This is a genomic window from Bradyrhizobium sp. 186, assembly GCF_023101685.1.
Taxonomy (GTDB): domain Bacteria; phylum Pseudomonadota; class Alphaproteobacteria; order Rhizobiales; family Xanthobacteraceae; genus Bradyrhizobium.
On the sequence record NZ_CP082164.1, the window covers coordinates 9,873,303 to 9,891,086 of the forward strand.

Annotated in this window: 18 protein-coding genes; 10 read left to right on the forward strand and 8 right to left on the reverse strand. The window is 63.8% G+C overall.

Features of this window, described 5'->3' with window-relative positions; genetic code table 11:
• Positions 1-33: 33 nt before the first annotated feature.
• The 4 genes from IVB18_RS47195 to IVB18_RS47210 all read left to right on the forward strand — a co-directional run bounded on the left by IVB18_RS47195 (position 34) and on the right by IVB18_RS47210 (position 3,958).
• On the forward strand, positions 34-879 hold the full coding sequence (locus IVB18_RS47195) for an intradiol ring-cleavage dioxygenase (RefSeq protein ID WP_247986864.1): 846 nt from the start codon (positions 34-36) through the stop codon (positions 877-879).
• 61 nt (positions 880-940) lie between these two features.
• On the forward strand, positions 941-1,672 hold the full coding sequence (gene radC, locus IVB18_RS47200; protein WP_247986865.1) for a DNA repair protein RadC: 732 nt from the start codon (positions 941-943) through the stop codon (positions 1,670-1,672).
• 69 nt (positions 1,673-1,741) lie between these two features.
• Complete coding sequence (locus IVB18_RS47205; protein ID WP_247986866.1) at positions 1,742-3,103, forward strand: prenyltransferase; 1,362 nt, start codon at positions 1,742-1,744, stop codon at positions 3,101-3,103.
• Between the two features lie 66 nt (positions 3,104-3,169).
• Positions 3,170-3,958, forward strand: coding sequence for a DUF4239 domain-containing protein (locus IVB18_RS47210; protein ID WP_247986867.1), 789 nt, complete (start codon positions 3,170-3,172; stop codon positions 3,956-3,958).
• 58 nt (positions 3,959-4,016) lie between these two features.
• Here the strand turns inward: IVB18_RS47210 and IVB18_RS47215 are convergent, their stop codons facing one another.
• Together IVB18_RS47215 and IVB18_RS47220 are read right to left on the reverse strand one after the other, a co-directional pair.
• Positions 4,017-4,322, reverse strand: a complete 306-nt coding sequence (locus IVB18_RS47215; protein WP_247986868.1) for a YMGG-like glycine zipper-containing protein — start codon at positions 4,320-4,322, stop codon at positions 4,017-4,019.
• 169 nt (positions 4,323-4,491) lie between these two features.
• Positions 4,492-4,866, reverse strand: coding sequence for a hypothetical protein (locus IVB18_RS47220; RefSeq protein WP_247986869.1), 375 nt, complete (start codon positions 4,864-4,866; stop codon positions 4,492-4,494).
• Positions 4,867-5,172: 306 nt separating this feature from the next.
• Between IVB18_RS47220 and IVB18_RS47225 the strand changes: the two genes are divergently transcribed.
• Positions 5,173-6,561 carry a peptidoglycan-binding protein gene (locus IVB18_RS47225; protein ID WP_247986870.1) on the forward strand — a complete coding sequence of 463 codons (1,389 nt, stop codon included), beginning with the start codon at positions 5,173-5,175 and terminating at the stop codon, positions 6,559-6,561.
• Between the two features lie 81 nt (positions 6,562-6,642).
• On the opposite strand, the gene IVB18_RS47230 is transcribed toward IVB18_RS47225, so the two are convergent.
• A complete protein-coding gene (locus IVB18_RS47230; RefSeq protein ID WP_247986871.1) occupies positions 6,643-8,292 on the reverse strand; it encodes an outer membrane beta-barrel protein in 1,650 nt (549 codons plus the stop codon).
• Positions 8,293-8,433: 141 nt separating this feature from the next.
• Here IVB18_RS47230 and IVB18_RS47235 point away from each other — a divergent pair, with 141 nt between their 5' ends.
• Both IVB18_RS47235 and IVB18_RS47240 read left to right on the forward strand, forming a co-directional pair.
• Entirely contained in the window at positions 8,434-8,571 is a 138-nt protein-coding gene (locus tag IVB18_RS47235) for a hypothetical protein (RefSeq protein WP_247986872.1), read from the forward strand.
• A gap of 559 nt (positions 8,572-9,130) precedes the next feature.
• Positions 9,131-9,721, forward strand: a complete 591-nt coding sequence (locus IVB18_RS47240) for a GNAT family protein (RefSeq protein ID WP_247986873.1) — start codon at positions 9,131-9,133, stop codon at positions 9,719-9,721.
• A 19-nt stretch (positions 9,722-9,740) separates the two neighbouring features.
• Here IVB18_RS47240 and IVB18_RS47245 read toward each other — a convergent pair whose 3' ends face one another.
• Genes IVB18_RS47245 through IVB18_RS47265 form a run of 5 tightly spaced genes read right to left on the reverse strand, consistent with a single transcriptional unit; the run spans position 9,741 to position 14,085 of the window.
• Positions 9,741-10,433 carry an AprI/Inh family metalloprotease inhibitor gene (locus IVB18_RS47245; RefSeq protein ID WP_247986874.1) on the reverse strand — a complete coding sequence of 231 codons (693 nt, stop codon included), beginning with the start codon at positions 10,431-10,433 and terminating at the stop codon, positions 9,741-9,743.
• Positions 10,430-11,422, reverse strand: a complete 993-nt coding sequence (locus IVB18_RS47250; protein WP_247986875.1) for a 2-hydroxyacid dehydrogenase — start codon at positions 11,420-11,422, stop codon at positions 10,430-10,432. The genes IVB18_RS47245 and IVB18_RS47250 overlap by 4 nt, the downstream gene beginning before the upstream one ends.
• Entirely contained in the window at positions 11,422-12,240 is an 819-nt protein-coding gene (locus IVB18_RS47255; RefSeq protein ID WP_247986876.1) for an ABC transporter permease, read from the reverse strand. Before IVB18_RS47255 ends, IVB18_RS47250 begins: the two co-directional genes overlap by 1 nt.
• Positions 12,237-13,052: an ABC transporter ATP-binding protein gene (locus IVB18_RS47260; RefSeq protein WP_247986877.1), complete on the reverse strand. Its 816-nt coding sequence runs from the start codon at positions 13,050-13,052 to the stop codon at positions 12,237-12,239. The genes IVB18_RS47255 and IVB18_RS47260 overlap by 4 nt, the downstream gene beginning before the upstream one ends.
• Before the next feature lie 10 nt (positions 13,053-13,062).
• A complete protein-coding gene (locus IVB18_RS47265; RefSeq protein WP_247986878.1) occupies positions 13,063-14,085 on the reverse strand; it encodes an ABC transporter substrate-binding protein in 1,023 nt (340 codons plus the stop codon).
• A gap of 122 nt (positions 14,086-14,207) precedes the next feature.
• Here IVB18_RS47265 and IVB18_RS47270 point away from each other — a divergent pair, with 122 nt between their 5' ends.
• The 3 genes from IVB18_RS47270 to IVB18_RS47280 all read left to right on the forward strand — a co-directional run bounded on the left by IVB18_RS47270 (position 14,208) and on the right by IVB18_RS47280 (position 17,779).
• The gene (locus tag IVB18_RS47270) at positions 14,208-15,020 is read left to right on the forward strand and encodes a creatininase family protein (RefSeq protein ID WP_247986879.1); all 813 of its coding nucleotides are present in this window, start codon (positions 14,208-14,210) and stop codon (positions 15,018-15,020) included.
• A 139-nt stretch (positions 15,021-15,159) separates the two neighbouring features.
• Entirely contained in the window at positions 15,160-15,420 is a 261-nt protein-coding gene (locus IVB18_RS47275) for a hypothetical protein (RefSeq protein WP_247986880.1), read from the forward strand.
• Positions 15,421-15,817: 397 nt separating this feature from the next.
• Entirely contained in the window at positions 15,818-17,779 is a 1,962-nt protein-coding gene (locus tag IVB18_RS47280) for a carbohydrate porin (RefSeq protein ID WP_247991903.1), read from the forward strand.
• Positions 17,780-17,784: the final 5 nt, after the last annotated feature.

Below are 17,784 nucleotides of genomic sequence, written 5' to 3' on the forward strand. Positions count from 1 at the left end.
GACGATCTTTCGTCAGAGCACAGGAGAGATGAAGTGGGCCCGTCGACGCGCCGTGGCTTTCTCGGGTTTGTATCGGCCAGCGCCGCGGGTCTGCTGCAGAGCCGCGCGGAGGCTGCTCCTGCCACCGCGGACAGTGAGCCGGCCTGTATCCTCACGCCGCAGGCCGAAGAAGGGCCGTTCTATTCCGACCCGAAGCTCGTTCGATCCGACATCGCCGAGGGCAAGCCCGGCGTGCCGCTGACGTTGCGGCTGCGTGTGATCGAGGCCGGCCCCTGCACCGCCATCAAGGGCGCACGGGCCGACATCTGGCATTGCGACGCGAAGGGGCTCTACTCGGCCTTTCCCGGACAGGGCGATGCGCACAATATCGATGCGACCAGCAAGACGTTTTTGCGCGGCACGCAAATGACCGACGAGGCCGGCTGGGTCACCTTCGACACCATCTATCCCGGCTGGTATGACGGCCGCACCACACACATCCATTTCAAGGTGTTTCTCGACGACCGCACCGTGCTGACCGGACAGACCTTCCTGCCCGACGCGCTGAACGAATTCATCTACACCAACGTGCCCGATTACGGAGACCGCGCGCGGCAGCGCATGGTGATCAACGCCAACGACCACGTCATAGAACGCTCCGACCCCGAGCATCGGGCCTTCTGCGCGGTGAAGGAGGAGCGCGACCGCTACGTCGCGACGCTGACGCTCGGCGTCGACCGTCGTACAGACGCGACCGTCGGGCGCGCAGGCCCTCCTCCGGGCTTGCATGGCGGATCTCCGCCCGGCCCTCCACCATCGGGCATAAGCGGGCCGATGTTCGGCCGTCCGGTGAAGGATCGCCTCGCCGCGCTGGTGCCGGGATTGAAATCGCAGCGCTGATCCGCCTCCGCCGCAATTGGCGGTTGCAAAAGCGACGCGCCGCGGCGATGCTTGGCGCGCGATGCCCGCCAAATCCAGCACCAAGTCCAGCGACCTGTCCAGCCAGCCGGAGCCGTCGGAGCCGCCGCATTATCACGGCCATCGCGAGCGGCTGCGCGAGCGCTTCTACAACGCGGGTGCGGATGCGCTCAGCGACTACGAGCTGCTGGAGATGGCGCTGTTTCCGGCGCTGCCGCGACGTGACACCAAGCCGCTCGCGAAAGCGCTGATCAAGACCTTCGGTTCGTTCGCCGAGGTCGTTCACGCGCCGGTGGCGCGGCTGCGCGAGGTCGAGGGCGTGGGCGAAGCCGCGATCAACCAGCTCAAGCTGATCGCGGCAGCAGTGCACCGCGTCGCCAAGGGCGAGGTCAAGAGCCGCAACGCGCTGTCGTCCTGGAACGAGGTGATCGACTATTGCCGCTCCAGCATGGCGTTTGCCGACAAGGAGCAGTTCCGGCTGCTGTTCCTCGACAAGCGCAACCAGCTCATCGCCGACGAGGTGCAGCAGACCGGCACCGTCGACCACACGCCGGTCTATCCGCGCGAGGTGATCAAACGCGCGCTGGAATTATCCGCGACTGCGCTGATCCTGGTACATAACCATCCCTCCGGCGATCCCTCGCCCTCGCAGGCCGACATCCAGATGACAAAGGCGATCATTGACATCGCAAAGCCGCTCGGCATTTCCGTGCACGATCACATCATCGTCGGCAGAAGCGGGCACGCGAGCCTCAAGGCGATGAAATTGATGTAGTCTCGCTACGTTGAGGCGCGTCACACCGCCCGTTCCCCGCCACGCCGAGGCGCCTCCACGGAGACGATCATGTTGAATGGTCCCAGCGCGGTTCTCTCTTCCGGCGAGATCGGCGCGATTGCACGTGACGCCGTTGCAGACGGACTGGCGGACCGCAAGCAGACCGCATGGCAGAAGATCCAACTACTTCGAAAGGCCCAGCGCCATCAGCCTGAGGCCGCCAGGGCGTTGCAATGGATTATCGACGAACGAACCCTCGCAAGGGAAGAGGCGGCAGACCTACTTTCAGAGATAGCAGATGCTTACGATGACGACCCAAGTATCCTCCCGGTGCTCGGCCTATGCCTCGAAGCCGTCCGCGACATTGATGATCTGAACGCGCCACCGCCGGGACACCCGATATTTCAGACAGTGGTTGAGAAGCTGGACCGCTCGGCCAAGCTCCACGAGGGGCGGCCTGAACAGGAACAGATATTGCGCGGGCTCGCAATGGCGGCGCGCATGATGGCGCGCCAGCGGGATGCGATCGCCGAGGACAGTCTTCGGAAGCTCACCGAAATCGATCCACGCAAGAGCACGCACCATTACAATCTGGGGCTTTTCTACAAGACACGCGGCAGGTTCGCGGAAGGCGTGGCGGCCAACCGGGCTGCCGCAAGTCTCTCGCAAGAGGTTGTCGACAGCTACGAATGGAATCTTGGAATCTGCGCCACTGGCGCCGGGAACGCCGAGACAGCCTTGGACGTGTGGAAGCGCATGGGGCAAACAATTGAGCTTGGACGGTTTGGATTGCCGGAGGGCAGATATTTTGCCTGCAAGGTGAAGCTCGCCAGACGACCTCTTGCAGAGCGTGCGGCAGACCTTGATGACCCAGGCGAAGAGGAAACGGTATGGATCGAACGGTTAAGCCCGTGCCATGGCGTTATCCGCAGCGTGTTGTACGGCAATCTCGGCGTCGACTATGGCGATGTCATCCTCATGGATGGCGCCCCCATCACGCATCACACCTACGGTGACCAGCAGATACCGGTCTTCCCCCATTTGGCAACGCTTCTGCGTCGGAACTACCAGTTCTTCGATTTCGCGGGCACGCAGGAGACGGCACGGCAATTGGCCGGCATGAGCGAAGAGCTCGACGGGGACGCCGTCATCTATTCGCACTCGGAGAGCTTCAAGATCATGTGCGCAAATTGCTGGCGCAATCCCGACATCGATCACGCTGATCACGAGAAAATGCAAAAGCACGTCGTCACCGGGCGCATCGCCGCCCCGCCCGACATCGCGCCTGCACGACTTTTGCATCTGATCGACGAGGGAATCGAGAAGCGAGGAACTTGCCAGCTCTATGCGCCCGATCTTTGCGCGGCAGCGGGACAGTTGGCGCGCGAGCGGATCGACCGACGTCGGTTTGCTCTGCTCACCGACAATTAGCCACACGCGAGCGCGCTGCGCGGGATGCGGCTGATTTAAGTCCACGAATCACGTAGCAGGAACAGCATGACCGACTGGCTGCACAATTTGCCGGTGCCCGCGATGGCGCTGGTGATCTTTGGCTTCACTTATCTTCTGGCCGCGACCGTGTTCACCTTCGTTGCGCTGCTCGCGACGGGCGAGCGCGCAAAATCGCTCAAGACGATCTCGCCGGGCATGCTGCCGGTGCTCGGCATCATCTTCGGCCTGTTCGTCGCCTTCACCGCGGCGCAGGTCTGGGCTGACAGCGACCGCGCCGGCGCCGCGGTGAGCCGTGAGGCCAGCGCGTTAAGAAGCGCGGTGCTGCTGGCCGCCGGCTTGCCGCCTGAGCAGGAGGCCCGGCTGCGTGGGTTGGTGCGCGACTATGTCGGACAGGCCGTCACGGTGGAATGGCCGATGATGGCGCATCAGGAGGCCTCGCTGAAGGTGACCCCGCCGGCGCTCGCCGAGGCGTTGCAGCTCGTCGTCGCGATGGCACCGCAAGGCCGGGGGCAGGAGACCGTGCAGCGCGAGATCATCGTCGCGCTCGAACAGGCGCTGGATGCGCGACGGCAGCGGATCATCGTCAGCCTCGCCGCAGTGAATTCGGTCAAATGGTGGTGCCTGTATCTCCAGGCGGCCTGCGCGCTGCTGGTGATCGGCCTGGTTCATTGCGACAACCGCCTGGCGTCAGCCATCGCGATGGGCCTGTTCGCGACCGGCGTCGCCACCTCGGTTCTCTTGATCGCCGCGCACGACCGGCCGTTTACGGGCCAGATATCGGTCTCTCCGGAGCCGCTGCGCCAGATCATGCCGGAGGCAACGGCCAGAAGTTAGCAGCAGAAACGGCCGGCCCGTATCAGAACAGGCCGACGGTTCGGCGAGGCGACCGTCCTCAGTAGCAGTATCTCGGATCGACCCGCACGTAGGCGCCGTCCGGACGCTGCATGTAGCAGCCCCGCTGATAGGCATAGTAGCCGGAGCGGCGGCGGTCGCCTTCGGACGCGATCGCAGCACCTGTGCCGGCACCGACGACGGCGCCGATCGCGGCCCCGCGGCCACCGCCGATCGCGCCCCCCAGAATGGCCCCACCGACGCCGCCGATAATGGCACCGCCGACGGCGTCCTGGGCCACCGCTTCATGGACCGGCATCGCCATGGCGACGCTCAGGCACGCCGCAATTCCAAGACCTCGAAGCATCCCAAGCCCTCCCTTATGGTTGCCTAAAGTCATAGCTCTGGAGCCGGATTCGGGCCAGAACAATCGCGGGCGTCCGGGATTGGCGCGCTTTACGCGATGGCGCCGGAGGCTCGGCGCGAAGGCGGCGGAGGCCATGCCGCATGCGATGCACGCGCCGGCCGACGCGATCTCAGGGATCGACCCAACGCTGCACGGCCTCGGCGGTGTCGGCGGGCGTGGTGTTGAAGCAGATCGCAGCATTCGGTGCCAGCCGATGGACGAGGTTGAGCACCTTCTCGAACATCAACAGGCGCTCCCTCGGTTCGCGCAGGCCCGCACCAATGACGATGCAATCGAAGCTCTCGTCGCGCAACGCCGCTGTCACACCGGCTTCGGCAGTCGCGTCGAGATCGATCAGGCAGCTCGTGACCTCGTAGCCGAGATCGCGCAGGCGCAGCAATTGCGCCTCGATATAGCCGCGCACGAGCTCGGGCGTGAGCTGCGGGAACGCGCTGTAATCCGCGTTGCCGGGTTCGATGCCGATTGCGAGGACGCGCTTGGCCATGCGGGCCTCCTTCCCGAACAATCTCCCTTGCTAACGGATGGCCGGCCTTACCGGTTCCCGGGCCGGCAGCCGCCGTGTCGTCGGCCGGCCGCTTCGGATTGCACTGCCGCGATCGATGTGCTCGCGAAATTGACCGCTGCCTCCCCGCTGATTTTCCCGCCGAGCGTGTAAGCCATTTCACATGCGCCGAGCCGGCGCCCTGTCACATTCAAGGGATCACGCTGGAGTCACGCCGTGATGACGGCACATGGCTCACACCTGATTTGCACGAAGACCCGGTATTTCATCAATTTACGGGAGCAGGAAATGGCGTCTTTCGAGAGCCTGAAAAGCGAATACGAGCGAAACTGGGCCAATCTCGAGATCCGGCCTGGACGCGTTGCGGATGCGAACGCGGTGGCACGCAAGGCTATCAAGGGCAAGGCGACATATCAGCAGGTCGAGCGGCTGACCGACGTCCCCTGGCATTTCATCGCGCTCTGCCACTATCGCGAATCCAACTTCGATTTAGACACCTATCTCGGCAACGGCGAGTCGCTGCATCGCGTGACGACCATCGTTCCGAAAGGCCGCGGCCCGTTTGCCTCGTTCGTAGATGGCGCTGTGGACGCACTGAGGCTCGAAAACTTCGTCGGCGCCAAAGACTGGGGGGTCGCGCGAACCCTGTACCGACTGGAGGGCTTCAACGGCTTCGGCTATCACGCCAAGGGCGTCAACTCGCCCTATCTCTACGGCGGCTCGACGCTGTACGGCCCGCCTGAGGCGAGACCCGGCAAATTCGTCCGCGACCATGCGTTCGACCCGAGCCACGTCGATTCCCAGCTTGGCACGGCGGTGATCCTGCATGCGATGATGTCGCTCGATTCCTCGATCACTCTGGACGGCAGCCCGCAGATCGCGGGCCGCGCCGAACCCGAGGACGATGTGGCATCGACGGTTGTTCTCATGCAGCAGGCGCTCAACAGGCTCGGCGCCAATCCACCGCTGGCCGAAGACAGCATCTGCGGACCGAAGACCAAGGCCGCCGTCTCGCAGTTTCAGCAGCGGAACGGCCTGAGGGATACCGGCCTTCTCGACGGTGCCACGATGGCCGCCCTCACGCGCGGCACGCCGGCGGGCCCCGTCGGGCACTCTGGCGATCTGTCTCAGATCCTGAAGCGGCTGGAGGACCTCGCGCAGTTGATACGGCCACCGGTGGGCGGCATGACGCCAGGAGGTGTGACACCGGCAGGCGCGCTGCCGGCAACCAACGATCCGATCGGCATGCTCGAACGGCTGTTCGGCCTCATCAACAAGACGTCGCCCATGCCCGGAACGGCCACCCCGACCAATCCCGCTCCCGTCGATCAGTTGAAGCAGGTGGTCGACCTGCTCGGCGCCTTCCTCAACAAGGACGGCAAGCCGGTCCTCGGCCAGGTCAACGGCGCGCTCGGCGATACCATCGGCAAGCTGCTTGACGGCAAGAAGACGGCACTCGGGATCGGCGGCTCGCTCATCACCGCGCTGCTCTCCGCCGTGACGGCTAGCCCCAATGCCGGAGGTCTTGCCGGACTGTTCGGGACGATTGCGTCAGCGATACCGGGCCTCGGCCAATTCGCTCTCCCGATTTCCCTGGCGCTCACGGCATGGGGCGTGCTCGGCAAGATGGAGAAATGGGCGCAGGGCACCGCGCCGCCGCCCAAGGTGGCATCGTAACGCGCGATCATTTCGCGCAACGCAGCGGCGGCGGCCTCGAGCCTCGCCGCCGTTGGCATCAGGATGATCTGCGCAGCCGGCTCAGTCGAACTTGTAGTCGATGCCGGCTCGGACGACGTCGGTGATCAGGCGGCCGGCCTGATCCACCTTCGTGAGGCCAATCCCGGACGGTTGGGTCGGATCGAGAAAAGCTTGATAAGTCCCGCCGGACTTGCCGAAATCATAATGCAAATATTCCAGCCGGGCGATCCAGTTGCTGTCCCACAGGCGTATCTGACCGCCGACACCGGCGACCCATCCGGTGCGCCATGTTGGCGTCGTTGCAGCGAAGGTCCCCGCAGAGTTCACGCTCTCCATCGACTGTTCAAGACGGGTCCAGGCGAGGCCGCCGCTGCCATAGAGCAGGAGATCCGGCCGGACAAGATAGCCGAGGCGCGCCCGTGCCGAACCAAGCAGATCGAACTTGTCCGTCGCGGCACCGGACCAGGGCGCGGGCGGAACGCTGTTATCCAGACCCGAGGCAGAAGCGGAGCCTTTAATTCCGGTCGTCGACAAATCGATTTCGACACCGCCGACATATTTCCCCGACTGCCAGTTGCCGCCAGCCTGGAAACCGGCAACGTAGCCGCTCGGTTTGATTCCTCCGACTTCGAGAGGAACGAGGCCGCCAAGGAAGACGGGAGACACCATCTGGCTCGAGCGATCGTCGCCCCAACCATATCCGCCGTGGCCGCCGAGATAGAAGCCGCTCCAGCTCCACACTGCCGGCACGACGGCCTTGGCGATGATGACGGTACGGCCGGCACCTGCCGGGTCGGGCCAGTTGAGCTTGTAACTCACGCCGGCGCGAACGATGTCGGCAGTCAGGCGACCTGAACTATAGGCACCGATCGGCCCGGTAAACAGAGAAGGGGCCGTGCTGGACACCGAACCGGTATTGCCGAAGTCGTAGTGGAGATATTCGATGCGGCCGAGCCAGTTGGTTTGGCCGAGCCGGGCTTCGACGCCGCCGCCACCGACCCAACCGAACACCCAGTTCTGCGTTGCCAGCGACGATGGCGTAAAGCCCGGCAGTTCGTTGACCGCCGTGAATTGGGTCCAGCCGAGGCCGCCGGTGCCATAAAGCAGCACGTCCGGTGTCACGAGATAGCCAAGCCGTGCGCGCACCGAGCCCATCGGAGCGAACTTGTCGGTCTGCGTCACCTGCAATCCGCCGGCCGTGTTCGAGGTCGATCCCTTGATGCCGGTGCCGGAGATATCGAGCTCGAGACCGCCGACCACCGAACGGGACTGCCAATTCGCGCCGGCATGGAAACCCGCGACAAAGCCGCGGGAATCGACGCCCGACAATTGCGGGAAAACCGCCGGCCGGCTGATCGTCTTGGTGAAGGGATCGTCGACCCAACCGTAGCCGCCATGGGCGCCGAGATAGAAGCCGGCCCAGGTCCAGGGCGCAGCCACCAGAGGCCGCGCTTTCGTGTAGGGCACGGGTGAGACCCCGCCTTCAGCGCCGGTGTAGCCGAGCGCAAACCGGTCCGGATCCCACTTGTAGGAAAGCCCGAGGCGAACGACGTCGGCGGTGAGATTGCCGCCGGTTCGCGTCCACGGACCGGAGTAGTACATCGTCGTGGCCGACGTGTCCGACGGACCGAAATCATAATGCAGATATTCGAGGCGGCCGAGCCAGTTGCTGTTGAACAGCGCATTTCTCCGCCGATGCCCGCGACCCATCCAAAGCGCCAATTCGCGGATGAGGTGATCGCAAAAGTGCCGTCGTTCGGTGAAATTGGCGGAACGAATTGGCGTAGATCCCGCAAATCCTCGTCGTGGACATAGTGTGTCCAAGCCAGGCCGCCGGTGCCGTAAAGCAGGATGTCCGGTGTCACGAGGAAGCCGAGACGGCCTCGCGCCGATCCCAGCCATTCGAACTTGCCGGAGGAGTTCGCGGTGCCGGTCACGGGACCGAAGCCGCCGGGCTGCGGCCCGGTCGTCACCGACGAGGATCCCTGAATGCCGGTCGCCGACAGGTCGATCTCAAGGCCGCCGACGATCTTGCCGTCCTGCCAGTTGGCGCCCGCCTGAAAGCCCGCGAGCCAACCCTGGCTATCGAAGCCGACCGGGCCAAATCCCGGAAACTTGCCGAAAAAATAGGGATCGTCGGTCGACGATAGCGAGTCGTGGCTCCAGCCATAACCGGCATGTCCGCCGAGATAGAAGCCGCTCCAGGTCCAGGGCACAACTTTCGGTGGAGGAGCCTTCAACGGCAAGTCGGCCGCGATGGCCGGGCCTGCTACAATCAACGCAACAACCGCGACGCCAGCCAGAAAATGACCCTTCACGAGACAGCCCCTTGTTGAATCCTTTTTGCCCCCGCCTCGCGGGGGAATCGCCCCTTCGGCGACGTTAGTGGCGGGACAGGCGCGCGGCTATTGCACCGCGGGCACACCACCGGAAATTGTTCCTTGAAATCACATCTTCCTGTTGTCACACGCTGCCCAAACAGGCGGCAACACCCTTGCCCTGGCAAATACAAGCAACCGATAATGCCGGCTCCAACCAAGGGTGACACGTGAAGCCGACGGCCAAATATCCCAAGCGCAAGGTGAATATCGACTGCGGGGAACACATCCTGCGCACAGTCACGACCGCGGACGCGACCGAGCGCTGGGCGCACTGGATGGAGGATGTCGAAGCCAGCGAGATGCTCAACGCTCCGCGCAGGACGATGACGCGCGATGATCTAGTCGTCTATATCAAGAGTTTCGACCAGCGCACGAAGATCCTGATCGGCATCTTCGAGAAGTCGTCAGGGCTGCTGCTCGGCTTCCTGCGCAACGACGTGAACTTCGAGACCAACCAATTCCTGGTCGCGATGATTATCGGCGAGCCGGCCTATCGCCATTCCGGTGTCACCAACGCCGTGACGGTCCCGTTCCGCACCTATTTCTTCGAGGAGCTCGGCATGGACGCGATGCTCGCGACCGCGCTCTCGCATAACAAGCCGATCATCCACTATCTCTACGCGACCGGCTGGACCCTCGACCGTACCGTCCCGAACGCCGTGAAGGCACACACCGGAGAGGGAATGTTCGATCTCTGCTTCTTCAGCCAGACCAAGGAAGGCTGGCGGGCCTGGAAGAAGATGAAGGGATATTCCTGAGCGGGCGCCAAGCGCGATCCTACTGGCGCAGCATGATCAGGGGATCGGCGGTGTCGGGAACGCGCCGCCACTGCGCGTTGTCGTCGGCCTCGAACTGCCAGGCCTCGCCCGCTTTCGACATCAGGATGATCTGGCCGCGTTCGAGCCGCCATTGCGTCGGGTTGAACTGCGCGATTGCCGCGTCGCATTTCGGCTTGAGGAAGACTTGGAAATTGTCCGGCCCGGCCTCGGTGTTGGTCAGCGTCACCCCGCAGACCGGCTGGCCGTTGCCCCGCACGATCGACCAGTCGCCGATCATCTGGTCCATCGACTTCGCCATCGAACGCGCGGCGGCGAGGTCTTGCAGGATGTAGACGCCCTCGCCCTGCCGCAGACCTTCGAAGATACCGGCCTCGACCTCGGTGAAGTCGATCACGGCCTCGCCGGTCGCATCCTGCAAGCGAACGATGTCGAGGCCCCTGACGCTCCAGGCGACGATATCCTTGGTGAAGGGCAGCGCAGCTTTGCAGGCCGGCTCCAGCTCGAGCTTGAAGCCATGGCTCGCGGCATCACCCTTGAGCGTGACGACGCAGGTCTTGCTGCGCTCGGTGGTCGAGAGCTCCCATTGTCCGGGCATGTCCTTCTTCAGGGTCGTCGCATCCTGCGCCTGCGCAAGGGTGATCGCGGCGATAGATGCCGCGATCAGCAACGCGAAGACCCGAAGCACTGTCATCCGCGCGCCTTCACCGGAGTTTCCGCAACCGGCGTCAATGGCGCCTTGCCGGCGAACCAGGCCTTGAGATTGTCGACAACGAGCTGGTCCATCGCGTTGCGCGTGACCACCGACGCCGAGCCGATATGCGGCAGCAGGATGACGTTCTGCATGGTCTTGAGCTCGTCCGGCACGTTGGGTTCGGCCGCGAACACGTCGAGACCGGCGGCAAGGATGGTGCCCGACTTCAGCGCCTGCACCAGCGCGGGCTCGTCGACCACGGAGCCGCGCGCCACGTTGACCAGCACACCGCGCGGACCGAGCGCCTTCAGTACCTCGGCATTGATCATCTTTTCGGTAGCGGCGCCACCGGGCACGATCACCATCAGCGTATCCACCGCCTTCGCCATCTCGATCAGGTCGGGATAGTGCTTGTAGGAGACGTCCTTGGACGGATTGCGGGAGTGATAGACCACCGGCACCAGCGAGGCATCGAGCCGGCGCGCGATCGCCTGGCCGATCCGCCCCATGCCGACGATGCCGACCTTGCGGTCGCGCAGCGAGCCGACGCTGAGGGGATAGTTTTGCGTCTGCCAGAGGCCTGAGCGCACGTAACGGTCGGCCTTGATGAATTCCCGCAAGGTCGCCAGCAGAAGGCCCATCGCCACGTCGGCGACTTCCTCGGTCAGCACGTCGGGCGTGTTGGTGACGACGACGTTGTGCTCGCTCGCATATTTGGCGTCGACGTGGTCGTAGCCGACGCCAAAGCTCGCGACGATCTCGAGCTTCGGCAATTGTGACAGCGAATCCTTGTCGGCGCGCACCGTGTGATAGGTCACCGCCACGCCGCGGATCTTTTCGCGGATCGCCGGCGTCAGCCGCTCGAGATCGCCTCGCGTCTCCGCTCTGTGCACGACGAAATGATCGGAAAAACCGCTGTCGAGGATCGGCCGCACCGGCCCATAAATCAAGAGGTCGATCTTTTCGGACGAAATCGAACCGGCGGTCATCAGTTTTCCTTTCCAAGCGCGCTCTCATGCCAGCGCCGTAAAACGAGGTGGGAAACTAGCGCCAGCACCCCATAGATGACAATCCCGGCCAGCGACAACAACAGCAGCGCCGCGAACATGCGGGGTATGTTCAATCGATAGCCGGATTCGGCGATCCTGTAGGCAAGCCCGGACCCCGCTCCGGCCGTTCCCGCCGCGATCTCGGCCACGACCGCGCCGATCAGCGACAGTCCGCCGGCGATCCGCAGGCCGCCGAGGATATAGGGCAGCGCCGCAGGCAGCTTCAGAAAGCGCAGGGTCTGCGGCGGTGACGCGCCATAGAGCTGGAACAGGCCGGCGAGATTGCGATCGACCGAATTGAGCCCGAGCGTGGTGTTCGACAGCACCGGGAAGAAGGCGACGATGAAGGCGCAGACGACGACGGCGGTCTGCTGCTCCAGATAGATCAGCAGCAGCGGCGCGATCGCGATCACGGGCGTGACCTGGAGAACGACGGCATAGGGGAATAGCGAATATTCCACCCATTTCGACTGGTTGAATAGCAGCGCCAGCGCGATGCCGCCGATGCTGGCCGCCACAAAACCTTCAAGCGTGGTCAGCAGCGTGACCGCGAGCGATTGTGACAGCACCGCCCAGTCATTGATCAACGTCAGGAAGATGACGGAAGGCGCCGGCAGCACGTAAGGCGGGATCTCCTTGACGCGGACCACCAGTTCCCAGGCGACGAGGCCGGCCGCGAACACGATGACGGGAAGCACGAACCGCACCGCGCGTTGCGCGCCGGATGGCCTGGCGTTGACCGTGGGAAGCGCGCTCATAGCATCGACTGCCCCAGATAGGACGGTGCCAGCGCGGCCGACACTTTCCGGCAATAATCGGAATAGGCCGCCGAAGTACGAAACTCCTCGCCGCGCGGCTCGACCGTCTCGATCCGGATATCTGCCTGAATGCGACCGGGCCGCGCCGTCATGACCACGACGCGTTGCGACAGGTAGACCGATTCAAACACCGAATGGGTGACGAAGACGATGGTCTTGCCAAGCCCCCGCCACAGCGCGAGCAAATCGTTGTTGAGGCGAAAGCGCGTGATCTCGTCGAGCGCCGCGAACGGCTCATCCATCAGGAGGATATCGGGATCGGTGACGAGCGCACGCGCCAGCGACACCCGCATCTTCATGCCGCCGGACAGTTCGCGCGGAAAGGCGTCGGCGAAATCGGCAAGCCCGACGCTGGTCAGCGCCTCATCGACACGCGCGCGGGCTTCGACCTTCGGCACGCGCGCGAGCTTCAGCGGCAGCCGCACGTTTTCGCGCACGCTGGTCCAGGGCATCAGGGTCGGCTCCTGGAAAACGAAGCCGATGCCATGACCCGGCTGCGCCTCGCCCTCATGGCGCGACACCCGCACCGTGCCGGACGACGGCGCACCGAGCCCTGCGATGAGGCGCAGTGCAGTCGACTTGCCGCAGCCGGACGGGCCCAGCAGCGAGATGAACTCGCCCTTGCGCACGGCGAGATCGAGCGGCCCGAGCGCCATGACGCCATTGTCGTAGGTCTTCGTCACGCCGCGCAGGCTGACGGCCAGGGCCGTCAGGCCGGCCTCGACCCCCGACGAGGTTTTGACGCCTGACATGGACCTTGCGTTACGGCTTGCTCGGGCGCAGCTCGACGCCGACGCCCTTGTTGACGAAGCGCAGCGTATAGGACTTGCGGAAGTCGAGATCGCGCTTCACGACGCCGGCCTTCACCATCTTGTCGAAGAAGGAGGTGTAGCGTTCGTCGCTCATCGCACCGATACCGTTTTTCACGCTGTCGCCGGAATCGACGATGCCGTATTCCTTCATCTTGGCGACGGAATAGGCCAGCAGTTCGTCGGTCATCTCCGGATTGAGCTTCTTGATCATGGCGTTGCCGGCGGAATTGTCGCGGTAGATGTAATTGTACCAACCCACCATGGAGGCATCGACGAAGCGCTGCACCAGATCCGGCTTCTTCTCGGCGATGTCGCGGCGGGTCTCGATCAGCGTCGAATAGGTGTTGAAGCCGTAATCGGCCAGCAGCAGCACGTTCGGCTTGAAGCCCGCGGCCTTCTCCACCGCAAACGGCTCGGAGGTGACGTAACCCTGCATGGCGCTCTTGGGATTGGCGATGAAGGGTTGCGGATTGAAATTATAGGGACGGACGTTCTTCTCGCTAAAACCGTATTCGGACTTCAGCCACTGGAAATAGCTGGTCATGCCCTCCTTGGAGACGAACAGCGTCAGCGGCTTGAGGTCTTCGATCTTGGCGACCTTCGCGTCCGGCTGCGTCAGCATCACCTGCGGATCCTTCTGGAAGACCGCGGCGATCGTGACGACGGGGACGTTATTGGCGACCGCATCGAACGACATCAGCGTGTTCGCGGCCATGAAGAAATCGATCTTGCCGGCGATCAACAGCATCCGGTTGTTCTCGTTGGGCCCGCCGGGAACGATGGTGACGTCGAGCCCGTAGCGCTTGTAGGTGCCGTCGGCGACCGCCTGGAAGAAGCCGCCATGCTCGGCCTCGGCGACCCAGTTGGTGCCGAAGGAGACCTTGTCCAGCGTCTCGGCGCGCACGGGTAGCGTCGCGACAGATGCGGCCACCAAGGCCCCCGTTAACGCTCGCCGCAGATGGTTGGGGCGCATGATTGGACTCCGTCGATCGTTCCGGCCCATGATAAACAAGAAATTTCGGGAGACGCGGCCGGCCGAGCAGCGTCCCCCGAGGAGCCTCAAATTACGTTACAAATCGGCGCAAAGAAACCTCGATGAATTCATCCCCGCCCCGCGACTGGTCCGGCATTGACTGGAGCGAGACCGCGCCCTCGGAACCGTCGCGCTGGATCGCGGTGCTGCCGCTGGCGGCGACCGAGCAGCACGGCCCGCATCTGCCGCTCGAGACCGACGTGCTGATCGCCGATGCCTATCTTGCGCGGGTGCGCGAGCTCCTGCCCGACAACGTTCCGGCCATTTTTCTTCCCCTTGAACCGGTCGGCATTTCCACCGAGCATATCGACTATCCGGGCACGCAGACGCTGCCGACTGACGTAGCGCTGAGGAGGTGGACCGCAATCGGCGAGGACATCGCGCGGCGCGGCGTGAAAAAGCTCGTCATCATCACCAGCCATGGCGGCAACAGCGCGGCAATGATGCTGGTCGCGCAGGATCTGCGCGCGCATCGGAAGCTGTTGGTGGTGACGACGTCCTGGTCGCGGCTGTCGGGCGCGGACAGATTGTTCCCGGCCGAGGAAGTGCGTCACGGCATTCATGGCGGCGCGGTCGAGACCTCGATCATGCTGGCGCGCTATCCCGATCAGGTGCGCCTCGATGCAATCGCGGATTTTCCCGCAAGCAGCATCGCGATGGAGAAGCAGTATCGCTGGCTGTCGACGCAACGGCCCGCGCCGTTCGCGTGGCAGGCGCAGGATCTCAACACGAGCGGCGCGGTCGGCAATGCGACGCTGGCCTTGCCTGAGAAAGGCGAACGGCTGGTCGATCAGGGCGCGCGCGCCTTTTGCGAGCTGCTTGCCGAGGTCGATAACTTCGACGTGAACAGGCTCGCCAAAGGCCCCCTCGATTAGCTCCCATCCACCTGGAATCATTCAGGAAAGATCCGGACTCCACGGTCGCATCTCTCGCTTTCGAACCGGACGCGAGGAGCCTCCGTCCAACTGGGCACGCGGGTCACAACGGACCGCCTCAACCCGGATGGAGCTTGAAATGTCGATCAAGACCAAGATTGCCGCTATCGCGCTCGCTGCCCTCGCCGCCACCGGCAGCATCGTGTCCACCACCTCGCAGGCCGAAGCCAAGCCGCTTGGCTGGGGCTGGGGTGTGGGCGCTGGCATCGCCACCGCCGCCATCGTCGGCACCGCGATCGCCGCCAGCAACGACCCTTATTACGGCTATCACCGCTGCGGCTGGGTCGCCCAGTACAACGCCTTCGGCCAGTACGTTGGCCGCGTTCGTAGCTGCTACTGATTTGAGGACCTGAGGCCGATCTCACGTGGATCCTGCGTCCGACACGGGCGCCTCATCCACCCCGTGTCGTGCCCCCGACCCCGCCCGGATGTCCCCACGGGCGGGGTCATCCATTTTTGGGGTCGGGATATTGTTGCAGTCCCGTCACAGGAGGATGCGAACCATCCTCCGCGGCAATCCGTACCAGTTGCTATTGCGAATTAATCGCAATAAGGTTTTTAGCAAGCGCAGGGGCTTGGGAAGAAATCGCGTCGGGCGGAGACCATCTCCCCCATCCGATGAGACAACCGGCGCCTGATGACAGCGTCGCCGCGAATCGGCAGTGATATGGCGGCGGATAGGGCACATTCGCGTGGGGGCGTTCGTTTTGACGTTGAGAGGTCACCGACACTGGTTGCTGCACACAGCGGCGACCGCAGGCCTGCTGGGGTTTTCCGCCGCTGCCCACGCGGCCGATCTCCCGTTGAAGGCGCCGGCGCTCAAGGCCATCCATGACTGGACCGGCCTCTATATCGGCGCGCATGTCGGGTACGGCCGCGGCTCGTCCAGCTTCGCCCTGAACGACGGCGCGGGGATCAACGACAACGGCGTCTTCAGCGGCATGATCGGCGGGGTGCAGGCCGGCTACAATTACCGGCTCAACTCCGGCTGGCTTGTCGGCGTCGAAGGCGATTTTTCGTTTCCGAACTACATGATCTCCAACTCGATCGTTTCCTTCCTCGCGACGCCCGCCAACACGGTCACCCAGCAATGGGACTACACCGCCAGCTTGCGCGGCCGCGTCGGCTACACGAGCGGCGCGTGGCTATTCTATGCCACCGGCGGCTTCGCATGGATGGGCGAGCGCTATTTCGACACGCCGGCCGTGGGCGATGATCAGAAAATCCTGAACACGAGGCCTGGCTGGATCGCAGGCGCGGGCATCGAATACGGCTTCGCGCCGCACTGGAGCGCGCGGCTCGAGTACCTCTATAGCCGCTTCGACAGCGCCAATATCGCCTTCTCCTCGGGCGCCCAATACACCTCCTCATCTCTCGATTTCCAGTCGATCAGGCTCGGCCTCAACCGCAAGGTCGATTGGCCGGGCATGCCGAGCTATGATCCCAGGAGCTCGCTGACCGACACCGAATCGGATCGCTGGGAGATTCACGGCCAGAGCACCTATCTGCCGCAAGGCTATCCATCGTTCCCTGCCCTCTACAGCGGGCCGAACTCTCTCTCGCCTTCGGCGCAGGCCAAGGCGACCTGGAGCAACAGCCTGTTCCTGAACGCGCGGCTGTGGGACGGCGGCGAGGTCTATTACAATCCCGAGTTGCTCCAGGGATTTGGATTGAACGACACGGTGGGCGCGGCCGGCTTTCCGAACGGCGAAGCGCAGAAATCGAACTTCCCCTACCCGCACTACAACACCTCGCGCCTGTTCCTGCGCCAGACGTTTGGTTTTGGCGGCGAACAGGAAGAACTCGCGAGCGGCCAGTTGCAGCTTGGGCAGAAGGTCGACGTTTCTCGGCTCACCGTGCAGGCCGGCAAGTTTGCGGTGATCGACGTGTTCGACGGTAACGCCTATGCCAAGGACACCCGCAGGGATTTCATGAACTGGTCGCTGTGGGCGCCGGGTGCCTTGGACTATTCCGCCGACAAGGTCGGCCTGACCTACGGCGTCACGGCCGAGCTCAATCAGAAGCAATGGGCGCTGCGCGGCGGCTATTTCCTGATGGTCGCGGAGCCCAATTCGAATCATTTCGACACCAAGGTGCCGGAGCGCGGCCAGTATGTGGTCGAGCTCGAGACGCGCTACTCGCTGTTTTCACAACCCGGCAAGCTCAGGACCATGGGTTGGGTCGACAGCGCCAATATGGGCAGCTTCCGCGAGACGCTGGACAATCCCGCGCTCAACCTCGACATCGCGCAGACCCGGCGCGGCCGCATCAAGGTCGGCTATGTCGTCAATCTCGAACAGGCCATCACCGACGATGTCGGACTGTTTGGCCGCTGGAGCTGGAACGATGGCAAGTCCGAAACGCTTGCCTTCACCGATATCAACCGCAGCCTGTCCGGCGGACTGTCGATCAAAGGTACGAAATGGGGCCGGCCCGACGACGTGATCGGCATCGGCGGCGCCGTCAACGCCATTTCGCAGGATTATCGCGACTTCCTGGCCGCCGGCGGCCTCGGCGTGCTCGTCGGCGACGGGGCGCTCAACTACCGCAAGGAGCGCATCCTCGAAACCTACTACGCCTATGCGCTGAACAAGAATTTCACCCTCACCGCCGACTACCAGCTCATCGTCAACCCCGCCTACAACGCCGACCGCGGACCGGTGTCGGTGTTCTCGGGACGGCTGCACGGCGAGTTCTGATCGCC

Coding starts and splice junctions, on each gene's coding strand:
- IVB18_RS47255 (WP_247986876.1), bottom strand. CDS start 12,240: ATGAGCGCGCTTCCCACGGTCAACGCCAGGCCATCCGGCGCGCAACGC.
- IVB18_RS47220 (WP_247986869.1), bottom strand. CDS start 4,866: ATGGCCAAGCGCGTCCTCGCAATCGGCATCGAACCCGGCAACGCGGAT.
- IVB18_RS47225 (WP_247986870.1), top strand. CDS start 5,173: ATGGCGTCTTTCGAGAGCCTGAAAAGCGAATACGAGCGAAACTGGGCC.
- IVB18_RS47265 (WP_247986878.1), bottom strand. CDS start 14,085: ATGCGCCCCAACCATCTGCGGCGAGCGTTAACGGGGGCCTTGGTGGCC.
- IVB18_RS47275 (WP_247986880.1), top strand. CDS start 15,160: ATGTCGATCAAGACCAAGATTGCCGCTATCGCGCTCGCTGCCCTCGCC.
- IVB18_RS47235 (WP_247986872.1), top strand. CDS start 8,434: ATGTCCGGTGTCACGAGGAAGCCGAGACGGCCTCGCGCCGATCCCAGC.
- IVB18_RS47270 (WP_247986879.1), top strand. CDS start 14,208: ATGAATTCATCCCCGCCCCGCGACTGGTCCGGCATTGACTGGAGCGAG.
- IVB18_RS47250 (WP_247986875.1), bottom strand. CDS start 11,422: ATGACCGCCGGTTCGATTTCGTCCGAAAAGATCGACCTCTTGATTTAT.
- IVB18_RS47215 (WP_247986868.1), bottom strand. CDS start 4,322: ATGCTTCGAGGTCTTGGAATTGCGGCGTGCCTGAGCGTCGCCATGGCG.
- IVB18_RS47205 (WP_247986866.1), top strand. CDS start 1,742: ATGTTGAATGGTCCCAGCGCGGTTCTCTCTTCCGGCGAGATCGGCGCG.
- IVB18_RS47245 (WP_247986874.1), bottom strand. CDS start 10,433: ATGACAGTGCTTCGGGTCTTCGCGTTGCTGATCGCGGCATCTATCGCC.
- IVB18_RS47210 (WP_247986867.1), top strand. CDS start 3,170: ATGACCGACTGGCTGCACAATTTGCCGGTGCCCGCGATGGCGCTGGTG.
- radC (WP_247986865.1), top strand. CDS start 941: ATGCCCGCCAAATCCAGCACCAAGTCCAGCGACCTGTCCAGCCAGCCG.
- IVB18_RS47260 (WP_247986877.1), bottom strand. CDS start 13,052: ATGTCAGGCGTCAAAACCTCGTCGGGGGTCGAGGCCGGCCTGACGGCC.
- IVB18_RS47230 (WP_247986871.1), bottom strand. CDS start 8,292: ATGGGTCGCGGGCATCGGCGGAGAAATGCGCTGTTCAACAGCAACTGG.